Genomic DNA, 18,632 nt, shown 5'->3' on the forward strand with positions numbered 1-18,632 from the left:
AAAATAATTATGAAAATCATCAAAACTATTTTTGTTGGGATAGTTGCTATCCCTGTTTGGTTTGTGGTTAGTTTATTTAAGAAAAAGTGAGGTATCAACATACCTAGAAAGAAAATCAAATGAAAAATAAAAAACATTTATTTCTGATAGGTATGTTTATACCTATTTTTTTATATTTTTACTTGTCATTGTGGCAGGTGGCACTTCATCAAGTGCGGATAGTTTTTCGAGTTCTGCGGGTAGTCTAAACATCACATCAAAAGACCTAGCAAGTAAGGCTAATATCTCAGAAGAAAAGGCTCAAAATGTTATTGATATAGCTAACTATCTTATGAGTAAAGAACGCTTTAGCATTCAAGGTGCAAGTGGTGCTTTAGCAGTAGCTGAAAGGGAGTCAGGCTTTGACCCTAAAGCCGAAAATATCGGCGGTGGTGTGGCAGGTATCTTTCAATGGTCTGGTTGGTCTAATACGGTCAATGGCAATCGTTGGTCTAAGGCTGAAAGTAGAACACTGTCAATGGACGTTGAGTTAAAACTTATGTCTACTGAACTAAACGGTGCATACAAGAAAACAAAAGATATCGTGAGTGTCTCTACTGACCCTAGACAAGCAAGTTTAGACTGGTCGCAATATTATGAGGGTGTATCACTTAGTGACGGTCAAACAAAGGCTGACAAGCTCCAAGAGGACGCTCAAAAGTGGTATGACTTATTGAAAGACCATGTAGGTTTTGGTGGTACTGAAAACGGTCAAGCCGTAAACGGTGTGATGTCCGCAAGTATTCCGAATGGTTGGGAAGTTGAAACGCCATTTAGCGGTCAAGCCTATAATGGCTCTGGTTCATATCCACAAGGACAATGTACGTGGTACGTCTATAACAGGGCTTATCAGTTAGGCATTAAGTTTGATAGTTTCATGGGCAATGGTGGCGATTGGGCAAGCAAGGCTGGCTATTCTGTGTCTCATGAGCCTAAACTCCATACTGCCCTAAGTTTTGTACAAGGTCAAGCAGGTTCTGACCCAACATATGGTCATGTGGCATTTGTAGAACAAGTCAAAGATGATGGCTCTATTTTAATTTCAGAAATGAATGTGACAGGTCTGCCACCATTGACTGTTTCTTATCGTACATTTTCAGCAGATGAAGCTAAACAATTTTGGTATGTGGAGGGAAAATAGCCAATGAATTTAACAGATTTTAGAATACGTGCTATGAATGATGAAGTCCAGATGATTGATGACTTTAATTTTTTTGAGCAAAAAGTCGAAAGTTTTAAACATGAATTGTACTTATCGTCATACGCCAAAATAAATGAAATTTTGGTCTGGTGTGAATTGCTTATCAAGTATGAAAAACAAATTGATTTATTGTGTCTTGAAGCAAAACAAGCGATACAAAACAAGTTAAATAAACTCAATCCAACTACAATTGAAAAACACGCAAATGTAGATGTCAAAACAATTCGTGTGTGGTCTGAATATGTTTTAGAATTACTGGAATTAGATAGGCGCTATCAAGATGTTGTCTATAATTTCTGTGTATCAATTGATAATTGCATAAGATACTTAGTATCATATACAGATGAATTAGCAAAGTACGGTTTCAGCTTGCCACAAATTATGGTTAAAGTTCGAGACCTTGGTACATTTCACTGGTTGAATAAACGATCAAAAGCCGAATTATTGGGCAGTATTTAGTAAGTCTTGAAAGACTTTGGAATTTAAGGAGTAGAAAATATGTCAATGAAACTTGATGGTATAACATATCCTAGCTAAGAAATAATGATGTATGCGATTGGTATGAGTAAAGATAAACGAGCAGTAATTGATTCAGCAACTCAATGTACAACTGATTATTTTGGTTGGCGAAATGCGTTTGATGATATGGGCCGAGATCGTGAGCAGTTTATTGAAGAATACGGTTTTGATTTTATGTCCAGTCATTTTGTAATCAAAACTTGTGATGAGGTTTGCGCATTGCTTAAGGATTGTTCTATCACAAATATTTCAGAGGGATACATTCTTGCTTACTTACAAAGTAGATAATAAGTTTAGAAATAATATCTGAGGTAGTACCTTTAGTTCAATGGTAGAACAATTACAATCGTGTGAGAGGTGCAGGTTCGAGTCCAAGGTATGTAAAATGTATGTCGAAAGGAGAAATACATTTTACACATTTTAGTGATAAATAGTTATACAAAAAAGTTAGTGGACAATATTCGAGTTATCAATTGCAAAATTAGTGATTACGGATCTTATAGATAATACTTTAAACATATAAAGAAATAATATATTTAGATTTGATTTTGAATAGCAAAGGAGTAAAAATGATAGATGTAGAAATTCCTAAAAAATTTGGGGATAAAAAATATATTGCCGATTTTTATAGTTTGTCGGAGAAAACAGTATCAAATCAAATTAGTTTGATGCGTAAAGAACAAGAATACATTAAAGGTAATTGCTTTAGATTATCTGGAAGAGTTTGGGTGCCAGCATTTGATAAATTTTTAAATAAACAAAAAGACAGTTGTTATAAATAGGGATGGATCAAATAATAATTTAGAAAAAAAGAAATATAGTGATATAATTAAAACTAATGGCTATCTCTATATTTGCCTTTTTATTTTGAGGGAAGGACTTATGAGAGATATAAAAGTAGGCAGTATTTGGGTAGAAAAATCAAAAACTGTTGGTAAATATGTGTGGAGGATGCGTTATGAAAATCCGGTGACATGTAAAGTAGAAAAAACTTCTATAACGCTTACTTCAAAAAGTAAGCAAGCAGGAAACCAAGCACTAAATTTAATGCTTGATAAGATAAAGAAGAAAATTGAAAAACAGAGCGCGACACTTGATATTGCAAGCGAATTTATTCTTTTTTCCGATATTATTGATATATGGCTAGAGGATCAAGGTAGAAAAATAAAACATTCTACTTATGCAACTAGGACAAGATATTGTAATATTTTAAAAAAAGATTTTAAAGGCAAAGCAATTGGTGATTTTTCTCCTTTGATGATTCAGCGCTATTTTAACAAAATGCCATATACTCGTAAAACGTTAGTGACGTATTTTGGTATTTTTAGACAAATTATGAACTTTGCTTTTAGACTCGATTTTATTAAAGTAGATTTAATGAAAAAAGTTGAACTAAGTGTTCCACCAATTACAATTGAAGATATGGAAAAAGAGCGTAAAAAGTTGTTTAGTTATGATGAATTAAAACAGATATTTATTTTAATGACTAGACCTGATTGTCGTAGAAATGCATTGATATTAGAATTTTTGTTTTTGACAGGATTAAGATATGGTGAATTAGCTTCTTTGAAATGGGAAGATTATGATAAGCAAGCATCATATATCGATATTAATAGTACCCTAGATTATTCAGTTGGTGGTGTGACTAAAAAATGCCATACAACACCAAAAACAATTGCTTCTAATAAGAAAGTTTACTTGTCTAATCGATCAATCGAGATTCTTACTTATTTTAAAAGTGATAATACGAGATTGTTACAAAATGGTAGAAGTTTTATAGATTATGGGTATATATTTCCTAGTAGGACAGGCAATCCTGTTTCATGGAGAGACTTAGGGAGAAGCTTTGCAAATTTTGGCAAACGAGCTGGATTTGATCGGAAATTTTCTCCTCATGCTTTGCGCCATTCCCATATTACTCATTTAGTTGAATCCGGTGCTGATCAAGTAGCGATTATGGAGAGAGTAGGCCATTCAGATCCGACTATTACGACTAAAATCTATACACATACGACTGATAAAATGAGATCAAGACTGGTTGATTTGATAGATGAAAATTAAATGTTTTTTGGGGCAAATTCTGGGCAAATTTGAGTGGAAAATAGGGTAAAATAGGGAAAAAGTACTATTTGATAGTTCAATCAATAAACCAAAAGCCCCATGATAACAGGGCTTTAAGAGATAAATTATAAAAGGAGTTAACAGGTGGCACAATTATATTTTAAGTACGGCACGATGAATAGTGGGAAATCAATTGAAATTCTCAAAGTGGCGCATAACTATGAGGAACAGGGCAAACCCGTCGTCATCATGACAAGCGCTCTCGACAACCGAGATGAGATTGGCGTCGTCAGCTCGCGGATCGGTATGCGCGAACAAGCCGTCCCTATCGATGCTACCCTAGATGTTTTTGACTATGTTGCCAAACTTCCGGAAAAACCTTACTGCATCTTAATAGATGAAGCCCAATTTCTCAGCAAAAAGAATATCTATGATTTTGCTAGAGTGGTAGATGAACTCAACGTCCCAGTCATGGCCTTCGGCCTAAAAAATGATTTCCAAAATGAATTATTTGAAGGCAGTAAATATCTCTTACTCCTAGCTGACAAGATTGAAGAAATCAAAACAATCTGCTGGTTTTGTAGCAAGAAAGCAACCATGGTCTTGCGCACAGAAAATAATCAACCAGTCTATGAAGGCAGTCAAATCCAAATTGGCGGTAACGAAAGCTACCTACCTGTTTGTCGCAAACATTGGTTTAAGCCCGACCTTTAAAACTCAGTAGAAAATAAGGAGACCACAGATGATTACGGCAACCAAACGCCTCTATCTTCTCGAAATCACACAGGCAGATTATGCTGTAATTGCCAAAATCCTTCAGGATGATGATGCCATGTTTGCTTACAATGGCGCATTTTCTGACGAAGAAGTAGCGCAGTGGTTTGATAATTTGATGACCCAATATCAAACGCGAGGTTTCAGTCTGTGGGTTGTTGTCTTAAAGGAAACCGACCAAGTTATCGGTCAATGTGGTTTGACCTTGCAACAAGTTCAAGGTGAAACCGTTACAGAAATAGGTTATTTATTTAATCGCGATTATTGGCATCAAGGCTACGCCGTAGAGGCAGCGCAAGCTTGTAAAACATATGCTTTTGATGTCTTAGGTATTGACCGTGTGTTTTCAATCATTCGTGATAACAATCTCGCGTCCATGAATGTTGCGATTCGTAATGGCATGACTGTTCGGACTAAATTTATCAAAACCTATAAAGGAATTGAGATGCCGCATTTTGCCTTTGCTGTTGATAGAAGTTAGCTAAGCTTGCTCAAGTACCTGCTACCATTGACAAGAAAAATATAGAAAATAAGGAAGTAAAAAAATTATATGTTCGACCAACTACAAATTATGGCTGACCGTTACGAAGAATTAGGCGGTTTACTCAGCGACCCTGAAGTCGTTAACGATACCAAGCGCTTTATGGCGTTGTCAAAAGAAGAGGCCTCTTTGCGCGAAACCGTTGCGGCTTATGCGCGCTATGTCGAAGTAACGACTGGGATTTCAGATGCTGAAGAAATGCTGTCAGATTCAAGCCTTGACGCTGATGAGGCTGACATGTTCAAAGAAGAACTCAAAGCGCTGAAAGCTGAAAAAGCAACATTAGAAGAAGACATCAAAATTCTTTTGTTACCAAAAGACCCTAATGATGACAAAAATATCATCCTCGAAATTCGTGGTGCCGCTGGTGGTGATGAAGCTGCGCTTTTTGCTGGCGATTTATTGGCCATGTACCAAAAATACTCTGAAAATCAGGGCTGGAAATTTGAGATTTTGGAATCAAACGTGACCGAAATCGGTGGTATCAAAGAAGTCTCAGTCATGATTTCAGGTAACAGCGTCTACTCGAAACTCAAATATGAAAGTGGCGCGCATCGTGTTCAACGTGTGCCAAAAACAGAGACTCAGGGGCGTGTCCATACCTCAACAGCAACGGTGCTCGTCATGCCCGAAATCGAAGATTTCGACATCGACATTGACCCGAAAGACCTACGGATTGACATTTACCACGCATCTGGTGCTGGCGGACAGAACGTCAACAAAGTGGCGACAGCCGTTCGGATCGTCCATGAACCGACGGGTATCAAGGTGGAGATGCAGGAAGAACGAAATCAGCAGAAAAACCGTGACAAGGCCATGAAAATCATCAATGCCCGAGTTTACGATTATTTCGCGCAGATCGAGCAGGACAAAAACGATGAGTTTCGGAAGTCGACCGTCGGAACAGGTGACCGTTCTGAGAGAATCCGTACCTACAACTTCCCGCAAAACCGCGTGACCGACCACCGCATCGGCCTGACCTTGCAAAAACTCGACACGATTTTATCAGGTAAACTCGACGAAGTCGTCGACGCCCTGATCCTTTTCGATCAAACGCAAAAACTCGAGGCCTTGAAACAATGATAAACTGGTATGACGCCGATGGTCATTTATCCGAGGACATGGTTGCAGACTTCCGTCAAACCTTGCTTACTTGGTACGATGAAAGCGGACGGACGCACCTTCCTTGGCGGATAGACAAGGAACCCTATCACATCTGGGTCAGCGAGATCATGCTGCAACAAACCCAGGTCGAAACAGTCATCCCTTACTATGAACGCTTTCTGGCAGAATTACCAAGGGTCCAAGATTTAGCTGAAGCAGATGAAGAAGTTCTGCTCAAACTCTGGTCAGGCTTAGGCTACTATTCGCGTATCAGAAATATGCAAAAAGCAGCCCAACAAGTCATGGCAGACTTTGACGGACAGTTTCCAACAACGAGTCAAGCCCTACAAACATTAGCAGGGATTGGCCCTTATACAGCAGCAGCGATTGCTAGTATCAGTTTTAATGAAGTCGTGCCAGCGCTTGACGGCAATATGTTTCGCGTATTTGCAAGACTGCTGAAAATCGACGCAGATATTGCGCAACCTAAGTCACGTAAAATTTTTTATGATATTATTTTACCGATCGTTGATCCTGAGCGACCAGGTGATTTTAACCAAGCCGTGATGGATTTGGGGACTTCTTTGATGCGTGCCAAAACTGAGACCTTAGCGGATTCACCTTTTGCGCGTTTTAACCTCAGTTATCAAGAAGGAATAGAGCTGAATTTTCCAGTCAAGTCTAAAAAAGTCAAGCAAGTTCAGAAGTTTTATGCGGCCATTATTTCTGAAAAAAACGGCAGTATGGCTTATACCCAACGCCCTAAAACAGGTCTGCTTGCTAACTTTTGGACCTATCCTTTGGTAGAATTTGACTCGTGGGATGCGATTTATGACGGTATTTCTGAACAATTTAAAGCCGCCAAACAACTGAATATCACGCCAGTCACACACATCTTTACCCACCAAAAATGGCAAGTCATGCTTGTTCAAGTTGAAAATGAAGATGCCACGTGGACTTATTTGTCAGATGATGCCTATGAAGTACTACCGCAGACGACCCTACAGCTTAAACTCCAAGCAGCTTTGAAAGAGAATTTATGACCTACTTACAAGCCTTTCAAGAATATGAAAAACAATTGGCGCGCCCAGAGGAGTTGCGCTATGTTTTTCGTTATGGGCGAAAACTCAGCTATACCGACTTTATCCTATTGCTTAACACGGCGATAACTGAAGCTGACCAAGCCTATCTAACAGAGATATTTAACCGACTATCACAGGACGAGCCAGCCCAGTACATCGTCGGTGAGACCGAGTTTTACGGTCTAACCCTTGATGTGGATGCGCGTGCCTTAATTCCGCGACCAGAAACAGAAGAACTCGTCGCGCTGATTTCGTCGGAAAATGCGTCAGATGACTTGAAAGTCCTAGATATTGGAACAGGGACAGGCGCGATAGCTCTGTCACTCGCTAAGGCACAGTCGACTTGGCAAGTCATGGCTAGCGATATCTCACCAGATGCTTTGGCCTTGGCGCAACAAAATGCGACTAAAAATGCAGTAGTAAATATCGCCTTTACACGATCAGACGTTTTCAGTAACGTTTCAGGAAACTATGATATAATTGTTTCAAATCCACCTTATATCGCAGATTTCGAGAAGGTGGATATGGCTAAAAATGTCTTGGACTATGAGCCGCACCTTGCTTTGTTTGCTGAGGATAATGGACTAGCCATTTATCAAAAAATAGCAGAAAACGCGCAGTCTTATTTGACAGACAAGGGCAAGATTTATTTGGAAATTGGGCATTTACAAGGCCAAGCTGTTAGCCAACTTTTTCAGCACCATTTTCCTGATAAGCGGGTCAGCGTTTTACAAGATTTAGCCGGAAAGGATAGGATGATTACCATTGACTGAATTACTTTTTCCCCAAGCACCACAAGATGTTCAGCGTGCCGTTGAGCTAATCAAATCAGGCCAATTAGTTGCTTTGCCGACTGAAACGGTTTATGGTTTATTCGGTCTCGCACTAGAAGATCATGTGGTCAAAAATATATATGACGTGAAACATAGAACTTATGATCATGCCCTTAATTTAAATATTTCGAATTTTGATGAAATGAAATTTTTCTCTCAAAATCAACCAAAATATCTCGAAAAGTTGTATAATAAATTTATGCCTGGCAGCCTTACGATAATTCTAGAAGCCAATGAAAAGGTTCCTAGTCTTGTCAATAACGGTATGAATACAGTCGGCTTTCGTGTCCCAGCCAATCAAACGACGCTTGCAATTTTGCGTCAAACAGGTCCCCTAGTGGGCCCTTCTGCTAATCTGACTGGAAACCCAAGCCCCAAAACCGCACAAGACGTGTTGACGGATTTGGACGGCCAGATTGCAGCTGTTGTGAAGGCTGATGAGAGTATTTCGGGCATTGATTCGACGATTGTAGATTTGACAGGTAAGACGCCCATAATCTTGCGCCAAGGTGCGCTAACTTTAAGAGAAATTATCGAGGAGATAAAGGATGATATTTGACCAGCCAAACTACGAAGCTTTTGACCAAGACCTCTGGAATGCAATTCATGCAGAGGAAAAACGTCAACAACAAAATATTGAACTCATCGCCTCTGAAAATGTTGTTTCAAAAGCTGTTATGGCCGCTCAAGGCTCGCTTTTGACCAACAAATATGCTGAAGGCTATCCTGGTAATCGCTACTATGGCGGTACTGAATGCGTTGATATTGCTGAAAATTTAGCAATTGAACGCGCAAAAGAACTTTTTGGTGCTAAATTTGCCAATGTGCAAGCTCACTCAGGCTCACAAGCCAATGCTGCAGCTTACCTTGCTTTAATTGAACCTGGTGACACAGTCATGGGTCTTGATTTGGCAGCTGGTGGTCATTTGACACACGGTTCACCTGTTAACTTTTCTGGTAAAACGTATAACTTTGTTGGCTATAATGTCGATAAAGAAACAGAATTATTGGATTATGATCAAATTTTAGCGAAAGCTAAAGCGGCGCAACCTAAATTGATTGTCGCTGGTGCGTCTAGCTATTCACGCACAATTGATTTTGCGAAATTCCGTGAAATCGCTGATACTGTTGGTGCAAAATTCATGGTTGATATGGCGCACATTGCTGGTTTGGTAGCTGCTGGTCTGCATCCAAATCCAGTTCCATATGCTGATATTACAACCTCTACGACTCATAAAACACTCCGTGGCCCACGTGGCGGTCTCATTTTGACAAATGACGAAGTTTTGGCTAAGAAAATTAACTCTGCTATCTTCCCAGGAATTCAAGGTGGTCCATTGATGCACGTTGTCGCTGCGAAAGCTGTTGCTTTTAAAGAAGCATTGGATCCTAGCTACAAAGATTATCAAGCACAAGTCATTAAAAATGCAAAAGTCATGGCTGAAACCTTTGAAAATGCTGGTTTGCGCGTGATTTCTGGTGGGACTGATAACCACATGTTCATGCTGAATGTCACGGACTTTGGTATCAACGGTAAAGAGGCACAAAATCTCTTGGATACTGTCTCAATTACTTTGAACAAAAATGCAGTACCTTACGAAACTTTGAGCCCGTTTAAAACATCAGGTGTCCGGATCGGTTCAGCTGCTGTCACATCACGTGGTTTCAAAGAAGCGGAAGCAACAAAAGTAGCAGAATTTATCATTCGTGCTTTCCAAAACAAGGATGATCAAGCTGAGCTTGACCAAATTAAATCAGAAGTGATTGCCTTGACGGATGCTTTCCCACTTTACGAAGATTAATAAGAATACTAATGGATTTATATATCAAAAAAGCGATTTTACATGCTTTTGACCCAGGTCAACCTGAGATTACCTTCTCGGAAAATCTCATGGAGTTGACGCCTGTCATGCTTGACTATGTGACCAAAAAAGTAGAAAAAATCTATTCTGATGATGCCAAACGTGGCGTTTTGTCAGAAGAAAATCACTTTTTATCGCTAGTAACAGATGATTTTATTGCATCAACGATTGCCGTTGCCAATTTCTGGCGAGAAGAGTTTATCTTGTCAGAAAAACAAAAGCAAAACGACTTGCTTTTTGTTGCCTATGAATTAGATACTCAGCCACATTTTGCTTTTATCAGACTGTCGCTGAGGGATTCTTTTTCGCATGACTTCGATACGGTAACAGGACAAATCAAGATTCGTAAAACCGAGTCTTCATTGCCTGGGGCTGGGTCAGCTGCTGATGAAGCAATTGCCATCAATCGCAATACGTTCAGCTACCATTTGCTTGAAAAACGGATCAAGTACAACGGTAAAAACTATAACTATTTTTCAGAAAATCTGCTAGCTGAAAAGCCTGAGATTTCTGTTAATAAAGCGATTAAAACAATTAAAAAGACGGCAGAATCTGTTGCCAAGTCTTACGACGATGATGATTTTGCCTTTTCTCAAAAGGTGCAAAATGCGGTTTTTCATGCAGTCGAAAAACAGGAAAATCTCAATCCAGAAGCACTTGCTGACCAATTATTTGCGGATAATCTAACGGCACGCTTGGCCTTTAAAGATCAAGTCAAGGAAGAAATTCCCGATAAGATTCGGTTTGAGCAGATGCCTATGGAAAAAATCGAGAAAAAACTATCTAATCAAAAATTGTCATTGTCAAATGGGATAGAAATGATTGTGCCGCAAAGTCTATATGAAGATGCGGAGACGGTCGAATTTATCCAAAATGATGATGGGACTTACTCGATTATCATCAAAAATATCGAGGAAATTAAGAACAAGTGGTAATTGCTATATCATATACTAACATGAGAAGGAGGACGTATTGCTAAGAAAAATTAGAAATTTAATCCTCCTGGTCATACTTGTAGGTTTTGGATTTTGGGTATATCGTACACATGAAAACGTTAAAAACGTTATGCAGTACGATGATTATGTGACGCAGACCTTAGAAAAACATGGTGTTTCAGGCAATCGAGAGTTAGTTCTATCGATTATCTACACGGAAACCAAAGGGAAACGCACCGATGTCATGCAGTCTACTGAGTCAACTCATGACACGATTGAAACTGAGGAAGATAGTATTCATCAAGGCATTGTCAATCTAACTGAAATGTTGGAATATGCGAGTGAAAAAGGTGTCGATGTTTGGACAGGCGTTCAAGCCTATAACTTTGGGAAAGCCTATGTTGACTATATTGCCAAAAATGGTGGTAAGAACACCCTGTCCTTGGCAGAGGCTTACTCTAAAGACGTCGTCGCACCAAGTCTAGGCAATACAACAGCTGAGGAATATTATCACATTACCTTAGATTCGCTTTTGTTTAACAAAGGCAAACTCTATCGAAATGGCGGCAACATTTTCTATGCGAAAGAAGTTCGCTGGAACATGAAAATCGTTCATTTATTTAACTGGTGAAAGCCAGTTTTTTTTTACTCTCAATTTTTTGCTATAATAAAAGGACGATGATGATATACGACGATAAAAAATTTGAAAACCCTCTTGCAACCCTGATTGCTTTTGATAATGCCGGTGTGATAGCAGCATTGTCTGAAATTGAAAAATGGCAGCAGACGCATTATCTGGTCGGCTATATTCGCTATGAGGCCAAAGACGTTTTTCTGGGCAAACAGATAAAGTCTGAAAGCCCCCTCCTCTACTTTCAAGTCTTCGAAGACTTCACGCCCTACGTCCCGAAAAATGCGCCAGAGATTAGTCTAAACCCTAAGGCACAACTGACTTTTTCAGATTACGCAGCTGCGATTTCTGAGATCAAGCAAGAACAGCGCGATGGTAACACCTATGAAGTCAACTATACCTATGACTACGAGGTGCCTTATGCTGCCGATGATTTAGCGCTTTATGAACATCTCTTGACTAAGCAGCGGACGCCTTATAATACCTATATCAAAAATGAGTATGATACCTTGCTCAGCTTTTCGCCTGAACTCTTTTTTGAAATTGAGGATCAGCACATCACGACGCGTCCGATGAAAGGCACGGTCAAACGAGGACAGTCAGCAGCAGAAGATGCCGAGCGTATCGCATTTCTCAAAACAGATGAGAAAAATCGGACTGAAAACGTGATGATCGTTGACCTCATGCGTAATGATCTGGGCAGAATTGCTGAAAACGGTAGTGTCAAAGTCACTAAGTTATTCGAAGTGGAGACACATGCAACCGTCCACCAAATGACCTCACAAATCGAGGCTGATTTAAAAGCAGATACTGATCTATTGGCGATTTTCCATGCGCTATTCCCTAATGGCTCTATCACTGGTGCTCCAAAAATCTCAACCATGAACATTATTGAGCGCCTAGAAAAAGGCAGTCGTGATATTTATTGCGGTGCCATTGGTTTCCTGAGTCCAGAGAAGATGACCTTTAGTGTGCCCATTCGTATTTTGCAACGGCAGACAGGTGCTGATCATTTCAAATATCGTGTGGGTGGCGCCATTGTTTGGGATTCAGATACCGCTGATGAATGGTTGGAGACCCAGACGAAAACAGCTTTCTTACAAGATGATTTTCAGTTGATTGAGACCATTCAAGTTGAAAATGGTCAGCTAACCTTTAAAAAGGAACACTTCGAGCGACTGCAAAAATCCGCTGCCTACTATGGCTTTAAGTTCAATCCAGATATGTTGAACCTACAACCTGAACAAGATGGTATGCTACGCTTGATCCTCAGTCGTGATGGCAAGTTTGAGACCTCTTATCGGCCGACCAAAGCTTTTAACACCGTTTCTTTATCCCCAATGACCATTGACAGCCGTGCCGAGTTTCTCGCGCATAAAACAACCTATCGCCCTTATTTTAAAGCCAAAGACGAGATTTTTGTCAATGAGCGGGGTGAGCTGACTGAAATGTCGCGTGCTAATCTGATTCTTGAGATTGATGGGGAGTGGTTGACGCCGCCTTTATCAAGTGGGTTATTACCAGGGATTTACCGTCAGTATTTATTAGATTCCGGTAAGTGCCGTGAGCAGGTCCTATATCGAGAAGATTTAACCCGATCAGACAAGGTTTTCTGCTGTAACTCAGTTCAGGGTGTTAGGGAAGTTTTTTTGCTATAAGTTGAGACTATAACTAACCGCTATTTTTAACAAATTTCCAATTCAGGTAAAGTTTGTTAGAATAGTCTTATGAAAATAACTGACATTTATCGAGAAAAAAATCTTCAGAAGAAATCCGTCATTTCTCTGGAAGTCTTCCCGCCCAAAACTGACGCGGGCATTGAAACTATCTATCAAACAGTGGCTGGCTTGACCCACAAACCAGATTATATCAGTGTGACTTATGGCGCTATGGGCAGTCTTGGTCGTGAAAATAAAACACTTGAGATCGCTGAGAAAATTAAAAAAGAGTACGGCATCGAAACCATGCACCATTTGACGTCGATTAATAATAATCCAGAGCAAATCACAGAAATTCTGGCGGAGATTAAGGCTAAAAACGTCCAAAATATTTTAGCCTTGCGCGGGGATCTACCGAAAAATACGGATGTGACGGGTTGCCCAGATATTTATCACTATGCCCATGAACTCATCACGGACATCAAAAAAACGGGCGATTTTGATATTGCAGCCGCCATTTATCCGGAAGGCCATGTCGATAGTCCATTGGATGTTGAAAATATCGAGCACGTCAAACGTAAGTATGATGCCGGCGCCAACTTTTTTATCAGCCAGCTTTTTTTTGACAATGACAAATTTTTAAGACTTAATGATTATGTCAAAAATTCAGGAATCGAAGCACCAATTGCTGCGGGTATCATGCCAGTTTTGCAAGAATCTCAAGTGGCGCGGATGCTCTACTTCGGTGCTAGCCTACCCACACGTTTGATTAAAATCATTAACAAATACAAGGACTCACCAGAAGATCTTCAAAAAGCCGGCATGGACTACGCCTGCAAGCAAATCGACGACCTCCTAGCTCGCGGCGTCGACGGCGTGCACATCTACACCATGAACAAACCCTTCGTCGCTAATACCATGATGGATCGCTATTTGTAAACTAACAAAAACCTTGGTAAGTCAGAATTTCTATTCTGATTTACCAAGGTTTTTTGTCAATTAATTAATCATTTTGAAGTCATCAAAATCTGGTGAGTTATCAATTTTCACATCTAAATAATCTACACGACCATAAGGTGATGGAGATTTACGAACTTCATTGATAAATTTTTGAAGACTGAGCTTATCGTCTGATTGAGCAAAAATCGTGACTGAGCCGTTGTTTTCGTTTTTAACTGTCCCTTTGATATTCAGCCGCTTGGCGAGTTGAAAAGTCGTATAGCGAAAGCCAACTCCTTGCACGCGACCAGTGGCATTTAACTTAACTTTATTCATTTAACTCAAACCCTCTCTATCTTAAGTCTACATCATTTAGTCTCATTATATCAAAATCGCAAATCTTTCGGTTGAAATATGATAACGCTTTCGTTTGCATAATATTAATAAACAGAACCATGCAAGTCAGCATTGTGCTAAAATAGACCTATGGAAATAATCACATCAAAAGACAATACACGCGTCAAGAACGCGAAGAAACTTTATAAAAAGAAAAATCGCACCAATTCTTATTTGATTGAAGGGCAGCATTTATATGAAGAGGCATTGAAATCTGGCGCGGATTTCAAGCAGATTTTTGTAACGGAAAAGTTCGCAGATACACCAGATGCGACACTCATATCAGACGAGGTCATGAACTTCTTATCAGACGCCGAAACACCGCAAGGGATTATTGCAGAAGTCAGTTTAGAGGCGTCAAGTCTAAAACCTGAGCAACTGAACAAACTCCTGATTTTGGAAAATGTTCAAGACCCTGGCAATGTCGGCACCATGATTAGAACGGCGGATGCCGCTGGATTTGACGGTGTCATCTTAACAGCTGGTAGTGCCGACATCTACTCGCCAAAAGTCCTACGCACCATGCAAGGCTCACACTTTCATCTACCGATTTTTCGGGAAAATGACGCGCTGGCTTTATATCAACGGTTAAAAACTCAAGGAACGACAGTGATTGCAACCACCTTATCAGAAACATCGGTTGACTATCGAACAGTTAGTCAACCTGAAAAGTTTGCACTCATCATGGGAAATGAAGGGGCGGGTATCACACCAGAAACATCAGTTACCGCTGATATTTTAGCACACATTAATATGCCAGGTCAGGCAGAGTCTTTAAATGTTGCAGTTGCTGCGGGTATTATGATTTTCTCCTTGACAGATTAACATTTTCCTGATATACTTGTAAAGTTGAGTTATGCAGCCGCGAGGTAGGGCATCGTCAACATTTCTAGTGTTACAAAGTAACCAAAGCTGTGAGGCGAACTGGAAATGCACGAACCGGAAACTTGCAAAACATGCTCTTCAAATAAATTTTTTGAAGGAGACATCTACATGTCACGTTACACAGGTCCATCATGGAAACAATCACGTCGTCTCGGCGTATCACTTACAGGTACTGGTAAAGAAATCGCACGTCGTAACTACGTACCAGGTCAACACGGTCCAAACAACCGCTCAAAACTTTCTGAGTACGGTTTGCAATTGGCTGAAAAACAAAAACTCCGTTTCACTTACGGTGTTTCTGAACGTCAATTCCGTAACTTGTTTGTTCAAGCGACTAAAGCAAAAGAAGGCACACTTGGTTTTAACTTCATGGTACTTCTTGAACGTCGTCTTGATAACGTTGTTTACCGTCTTGGTTTAGCAACAACACGTCGTCAAGCACGTCAATTCGTTAACCACGGTCATATCTTGGTTAACGGTTCACGTGTTGACATCCCATCATACCGCGTTAACGTTGGTGATGTGATCTCAGTTCGCGAAAAATCAGCTAAAGTACCAGCAATCCTTGAAGCAGTTGAAGGAACACTTGGACGCCCAAGTTTCATCACATTTGACGCTGACAAACTTGAAGGTACATTCGCACGTTTACCAGAACGCGATGAAATCAACCCAGAAATCAACGAAGCACTCGTCGTTGAATACTATAACAAACAAATGTAAGCGAAGTCGAAAGCCAAAGGCTTTCAGCGAAGCGTCATTTGTTTGCCTCGAATTTTTGGCATGCGACGCATGCGCAAAGTTCGAAGAACTTTGCCTTTCGCTTGCGAAAGCAAGAACTCGGGAGCAAATATCAAAAGACAGTCAAATTCGACTGTCTTTTGTTTGTCTACGAGGAATTGAGAAACGCGCAGCGTTTGAAAGTTCTACGAAGATCTCGTTTCGCCTGAGAAACCCAAACCGAGTAGACAAATGTAATCGGAATAAACGAAGATTAAAGAACAGTCCAAAAGGCTGTTTTTTTATTATGATATATGATTTAAAATAAAAGCTAGAGCATTAAAAAATTATGTAGTAATAAACTTTTATCCCAGTCTTTTTCAATTCAATGAAGTGTCCAACACTGAAAGCTATAATACAAAATTTTTAAAAATAACCCCTTCTAGTTGAACTCAAAATTGAAAAGTAGTAAAAATAAGTAAAAGCTCTGCAATTTTCTGATATAATGAGACTATTACACCTTAGGAGTTAGTCATGTCAAAAAGTTACAATTTTATGGACGGAATGAAAGCTGCCATCCCCGTCAGCCTAGGCTATATCAGCATTGGTGCGGCATTTGGCATCGTCGCTATCGCTCAAGGTTTTAGCCTCTGGCAAGTTGCTTGCCTGTCCATTTTCCTATATGCCGGTTCCGGTCAGTTCATCATGATTGCCATGATGGCTGTTCACGCACCAATTTCCATCATCACTCTGACCATCTTTTTGGTCAATTTCCGAATGTTCTTGCAAAGCCTGACCGCCACGCAAATTTTCCCACACCAATCTCTTAAATCCGGCATCGGCATGGGCACTTTGATGACCGATGAATCTTTTGGCCTCATGGTTTTAGAACATGCGACTAACACACCTATCACACCCTCTTGGATGCAAGGAGTGAACGTGATGAGTTATCTGACTTGGATATTGTCTACTATCTTGGGAGCAGCAGTTGGAAATCTAATACCGAATCCGGAGAAGTTTGGCATAGATTATGCTCTGGTTGCCATGTTTATTGGCTTATTAGTCCTGACTTTAGATTCTATGGTGAAAAATGAACGCTTAACGATTGTCCTGACTGTCTTATTCAGTACAATGCTGATTTATTATTTAGTGGGTATTGTCACCTCTAGTTATGTTGCAGTTCTGATTGCGACACTTATTGGCGCTTTAATTGGTGCAGTGATGTCGACACCTAAAGAGACTAGAAGGGCAGAGGTCATCTGATGTATTTTTATCTTGCTTTATTTTTCAGTGTTATTGTCACCTGGGTACCCAGAATTTTATCATTCCCTCTTGCTAAGCTGATACAATTTCCAGCATTCTTTAAACGATTTTTGAACTACTTATCACTGTCAATGATGACGAGTTTAATGGTTTCTGAGTTGTTAATCTTGCATAAAAATGCGTTACCGAGTTTTGACGGATTGAGATGTGTCGCGATGATTCCGGCTATGGTAGTCGGCTACTTGCGAAAATCTCTGATGTTCGCGGTAGTGACAGGTGTTATTACGATGGCATTATTACGATTATTAGTTGTTTAATCCTTCGGGATTATTTTTTTTCAAAAAAAGATTAGTTTTATTCTTGACAAACTAACTTAATTGTTTTAAACTTAATTTAGTTAGTTGTATAAAAATAAAACTAACTAAAATTAAACGTTAAATAAAGAAAGAGGTAACTTATGTCTGAACAAACAAATGAGCTATTAGAGCTATTTTCTAAATTACTACAAAATCCACAAATGCGTTTTGCATTGCGGACACATGCCATGAATCATCATTTTTCACAAGCAGGTGGGGACAGAAGGCGTCAGGGAGCACGCGGTCTGTTTAATTTGCTACTGAAAGAAGATGGCTTAACGAATACTGAGATTGCTGAAAAACTTGATATTCGTCCTTCTAGTGTAACTAATATGGTGAAACAACTTGAGGCTGAGGCATTTATTGTCCGAAAACAAGATGAGCAAGATAAACGCGTGAGTCGGATTTTCTTGACAGAAAAGGCAAGAATGGCTAAAGATAAACAAAGTCAGTTTTCTGATACACTATCAGAAACATTATTAGGCGATTTGACACCCGAGGAAGTGTTGACTTTATCAAACTTGCTTAGGAAAATTATTGAAACTAATCAAACTTTTCCAGAAGAATTATCCGAGTTTGAGCATTTTTCAAATCACCACGGTGCAAGTAATCGAGAATTAAATCATATCCGAATGCATGAACGCCGACATTTAAATAAGGAACGTGCGCGTGAGCGGAATCAAGAATCTTTTGATGAAACTTTTAGACGTTTTGCTAAAAGTCGCCATAATCCTTGGGACTTCATTCGAAATACTCGAGATGAAAACCGTGAGAGTGATGAAGAAAAATGGCAAGATTTTTAATTGAGAGAGGTTGATGAAATAAGCATAGCGACT

General features: G+C 39.7%; 22 protein-coding genes. 21 read left to right on the forward strand and 1 reads right to left on the reverse strand.

All coding sequences use genetic code 11. From position 1 onward, the window contains the following. The first annotated feature begins 190 nt into the window (after positions 1-190). The 16 genes from HZR21_RS08760 (at position 191) to HZR21_RS08835 (ending at position 14,179) form a co-directional block, all read left to right on the forward strand. Complete coding sequence (locus HZR21_RS08760) at positions 191-1,180, forward strand: phage tail tip lysozyme (RefSeq protein ID WP_343037652.1); 990 nt, start codon at positions 191-193, stop codon at positions 1,178-1,180. Positions 1,181-1,183: 3 nt separating this feature from the next. Continuing rightward, positions 1,184-1,699 (forward strand): hypothetical protein, encoded by a 516-nt coding sequence (locus HZR21_RS08765; RefSeq protein ID WP_180747333.1) that lies wholly within the window; start codon positions 1,184-1,186, stop codon positions 1,697-1,699. 87 nt (positions 1,700-1,786) lie between these two features. Then, positions 1,787-2,047: a hypothetical protein gene (locus HZR21_RS08770; protein WP_180747334.1), complete on the forward strand. Its 261-nt coding sequence runs from the start codon at positions 1,787-1,789 to the stop codon at positions 2,045-2,047. Positions 2,048-2,328: 281 nt separating this feature from the next. Further along, positions 2,329-2,541 (forward strand): hypothetical protein, encoded by a 213-nt coding sequence (locus HZR21_RS08775; RefSeq protein WP_003137224.1) that lies wholly within the window; start codon positions 2,329-2,331, stop codon positions 2,539-2,541. A 100-nt stretch (positions 2,542-2,641) separates the two neighbouring features. Next, complete coding sequence (locus HZR21_RS08780; RefSeq protein ID WP_180747335.1) at positions 2,642-3,820, forward strand: tyrosine-type recombinase/integrase; 1,179 nt, start codon at positions 2,642-2,644, stop codon at positions 3,818-3,820. A 144-nt stretch (positions 3,821-3,964) separates the two neighbouring features. Then, positions 3,965-4,534 carry a thymidine kinase gene (locus tag HZR21_RS08785; protein WP_180747336.1) on the forward strand — a complete coding sequence of 190 codons (570 nt, stop codon included), beginning with the start codon at positions 3,965-3,967 and terminating at the stop codon, positions 4,532-4,534. 28 nt (positions 4,535-4,562) lie between these two features. Beyond that, positions 4,563-5,075, forward strand: coding sequence for a GNAT family N-acetyltransferase (locus tag HZR21_RS08790; protein WP_180747337.1), 513 nt, complete (start codon positions 4,563-4,565; stop codon positions 5,073-5,075). A 69-nt stretch (positions 5,076-5,144) separates the two neighbouring features. Then, positions 5,145-6,218, forward strand: a complete 1,074-nt coding sequence (gene prfA, locus HZR21_RS08795) for a peptide chain release factor 1 (RefSeq protein WP_003137230.1) — start codon at positions 5,145-5,147, stop codon at positions 6,216-6,218. Continuing rightward, complete coding sequence (gene mutY, locus HZR21_RS08800; RefSeq protein ID WP_180747338.1) at positions 6,215-7,282, forward strand: A/G-specific adenine glycosylase; 1,068 nt, start codon at positions 6,215-6,217, stop codon at positions 7,280-7,282. The genes prfA and mutY overlap by 4 nt, the downstream gene beginning before the upstream one ends. Beyond that, positions 7,279-8,094 (forward strand): peptide chain release factor N(5)-glutamine methyltransferase, encoded by an 816-nt coding sequence (prmC, locus tag HZR21_RS08805; RefSeq protein WP_180747339.1) that lies wholly within the window; start codon positions 7,279-7,281, stop codon positions 8,092-8,094. The genes mutY and prmC overlap by 4 nt, the downstream gene beginning before the upstream one ends. Further along, complete coding sequence (locus tag HZR21_RS08810) at positions 8,087-8,713, forward strand: L-threonylcarbamoyladenylate synthase (protein WP_003137233.1); 627 nt, start codon at positions 8,087-8,089, stop codon at positions 8,711-8,713. The genes prmC and HZR21_RS08810 overlap by 8 nt, the downstream gene beginning before the upstream one ends. Next, positions 8,703-9,956: a serine hydroxymethyltransferase gene (gene glyA, locus HZR21_RS08815; RefSeq protein ID WP_180747340.1), complete on the forward strand. Its 1,254-nt coding sequence runs from the start codon at positions 8,703-8,705 to the stop codon at positions 9,954-9,956. Before HZR21_RS08810 ends, glyA begins: the two co-directional genes overlap by 11 nt. 11 nt (positions 9,957-9,967) lie before the next feature. Beyond that, positions 9,968-10,951, forward strand: a complete 984-nt coding sequence (locus HZR21_RS08820; protein WP_180747341.1) for a nucleoid-associated protein — start codon at positions 9,968-9,970, stop codon at positions 10,949-10,951. 37 nt (positions 10,952-10,988) lie between these two features. Next, a complete protein-coding gene (locus tag HZR21_RS08825; protein WP_180747342.1) occupies positions 10,989-11,582 on the forward strand; it encodes a lysozyme family protein in 594 nt (197 codons plus the stop codon). Positions 11,583-11,629: 47 nt separating this feature from the next. After that, positions 11,630-13,240 carry an aminodeoxychorismate synthase component I gene (gene pabB / locus HZR21_RS08830; protein ID WP_180747343.1) on the forward strand — a complete coding sequence of 537 codons (1,611 nt, stop codon included), beginning with the start codon at positions 11,630-11,632 and terminating at the stop codon, positions 13,238-13,240. A gap of 69 nt (positions 13,241-13,309) precedes the next feature. Further along, the gene (locus HZR21_RS08835; RefSeq protein ID WP_180747344.1) at positions 13,310-14,179 is read left to right on the forward strand and encodes a methylenetetrahydrofolate reductase; all 870 of its coding nucleotides are present in this window, start codon (positions 13,310-13,312) and stop codon (positions 14,177-14,179) included. A 60-nt stretch (positions 14,180-14,239) separates the two neighbouring features. Here HZR21_RS08835 and HZR21_RS08840 read toward each other — a convergent pair whose 3' ends face one another. Then, complete coding sequence (locus tag HZR21_RS08840) at positions 14,240-14,515, reverse strand: acylphosphatase (RefSeq protein WP_180747345.1); 276 nt, start codon at positions 14,513-14,515, stop codon at positions 14,240-14,242. A gap of 150 nt (positions 14,516-14,665) precedes the next feature. Between HZR21_RS08840 and HZR21_RS08845 the strand changes: the two genes are divergently transcribed. The 5 genes from HZR21_RS08845 to HZR21_RS08865 all read left to right on the forward strand — a co-directional run bounded on the left by HZR21_RS08845 (position 14,666) and on the right by HZR21_RS08865 (position 18,599). Further along, positions 14,666-15,400: a TrmH family RNA methyltransferase gene (locus tag HZR21_RS08845; RefSeq protein WP_180747346.1), complete on the forward strand. Its 735-nt coding sequence runs from the start codon at positions 14,666-14,668 to the stop codon at positions 15,398-15,400. Between the two features lie 168 nt (positions 15,401-15,568). Then, the gene (rpsD, locus tag HZR21_RS08850; RefSeq protein WP_180747347.1) at positions 15,569-16,180 is read left to right on the forward strand and encodes a 30S ribosomal protein S4; all 612 of its coding nucleotides are present in this window, start codon (positions 15,569-15,571) and stop codon (positions 16,178-16,180) included. 531 nt (positions 16,181-16,711) lie between these two features. Further along, complete coding sequence (locus HZR21_RS08855) at positions 16,712-17,440, forward strand: AzlC family ABC transporter permease (protein ID WP_180747348.1); 729 nt, start codon at positions 16,712-16,714, stop codon at positions 17,438-17,440. Next, complete coding sequence (locus tag HZR21_RS08860) at positions 17,440-17,757, forward strand: AzlD domain-containing protein (protein WP_180747349.1); 318 nt, start codon at positions 17,440-17,442, stop codon at positions 17,755-17,757. The genes HZR21_RS08855 and HZR21_RS08860 overlap by 1 nt, the downstream gene beginning before the upstream one ends. A gap of 140 nt (positions 17,758-17,897) precedes the next feature. Further along, the gene (locus HZR21_RS08865) at positions 17,898-18,599 is read left to right on the forward strand and encodes a MarR family winged helix-turn-helix transcriptional regulator (RefSeq protein ID WP_180747350.1); all 702 of its coding nucleotides are present in this window, start codon (positions 17,898-17,900) and stop codon (positions 18,597-18,599) included. The last annotated feature ends 33 nt before the right edge of the window (positions 18,600-18,632 follow it).

It is taken from the genome of Pseudolactococcus laudensis (genome assembly GCF_013449735.1).
Classification (GTDB): Bacteria; Bacillota; Bacilli; order Lactobacillales; family Streptococcaceae; genus Pseudolactococcus; species Pseudolactococcus laudensis.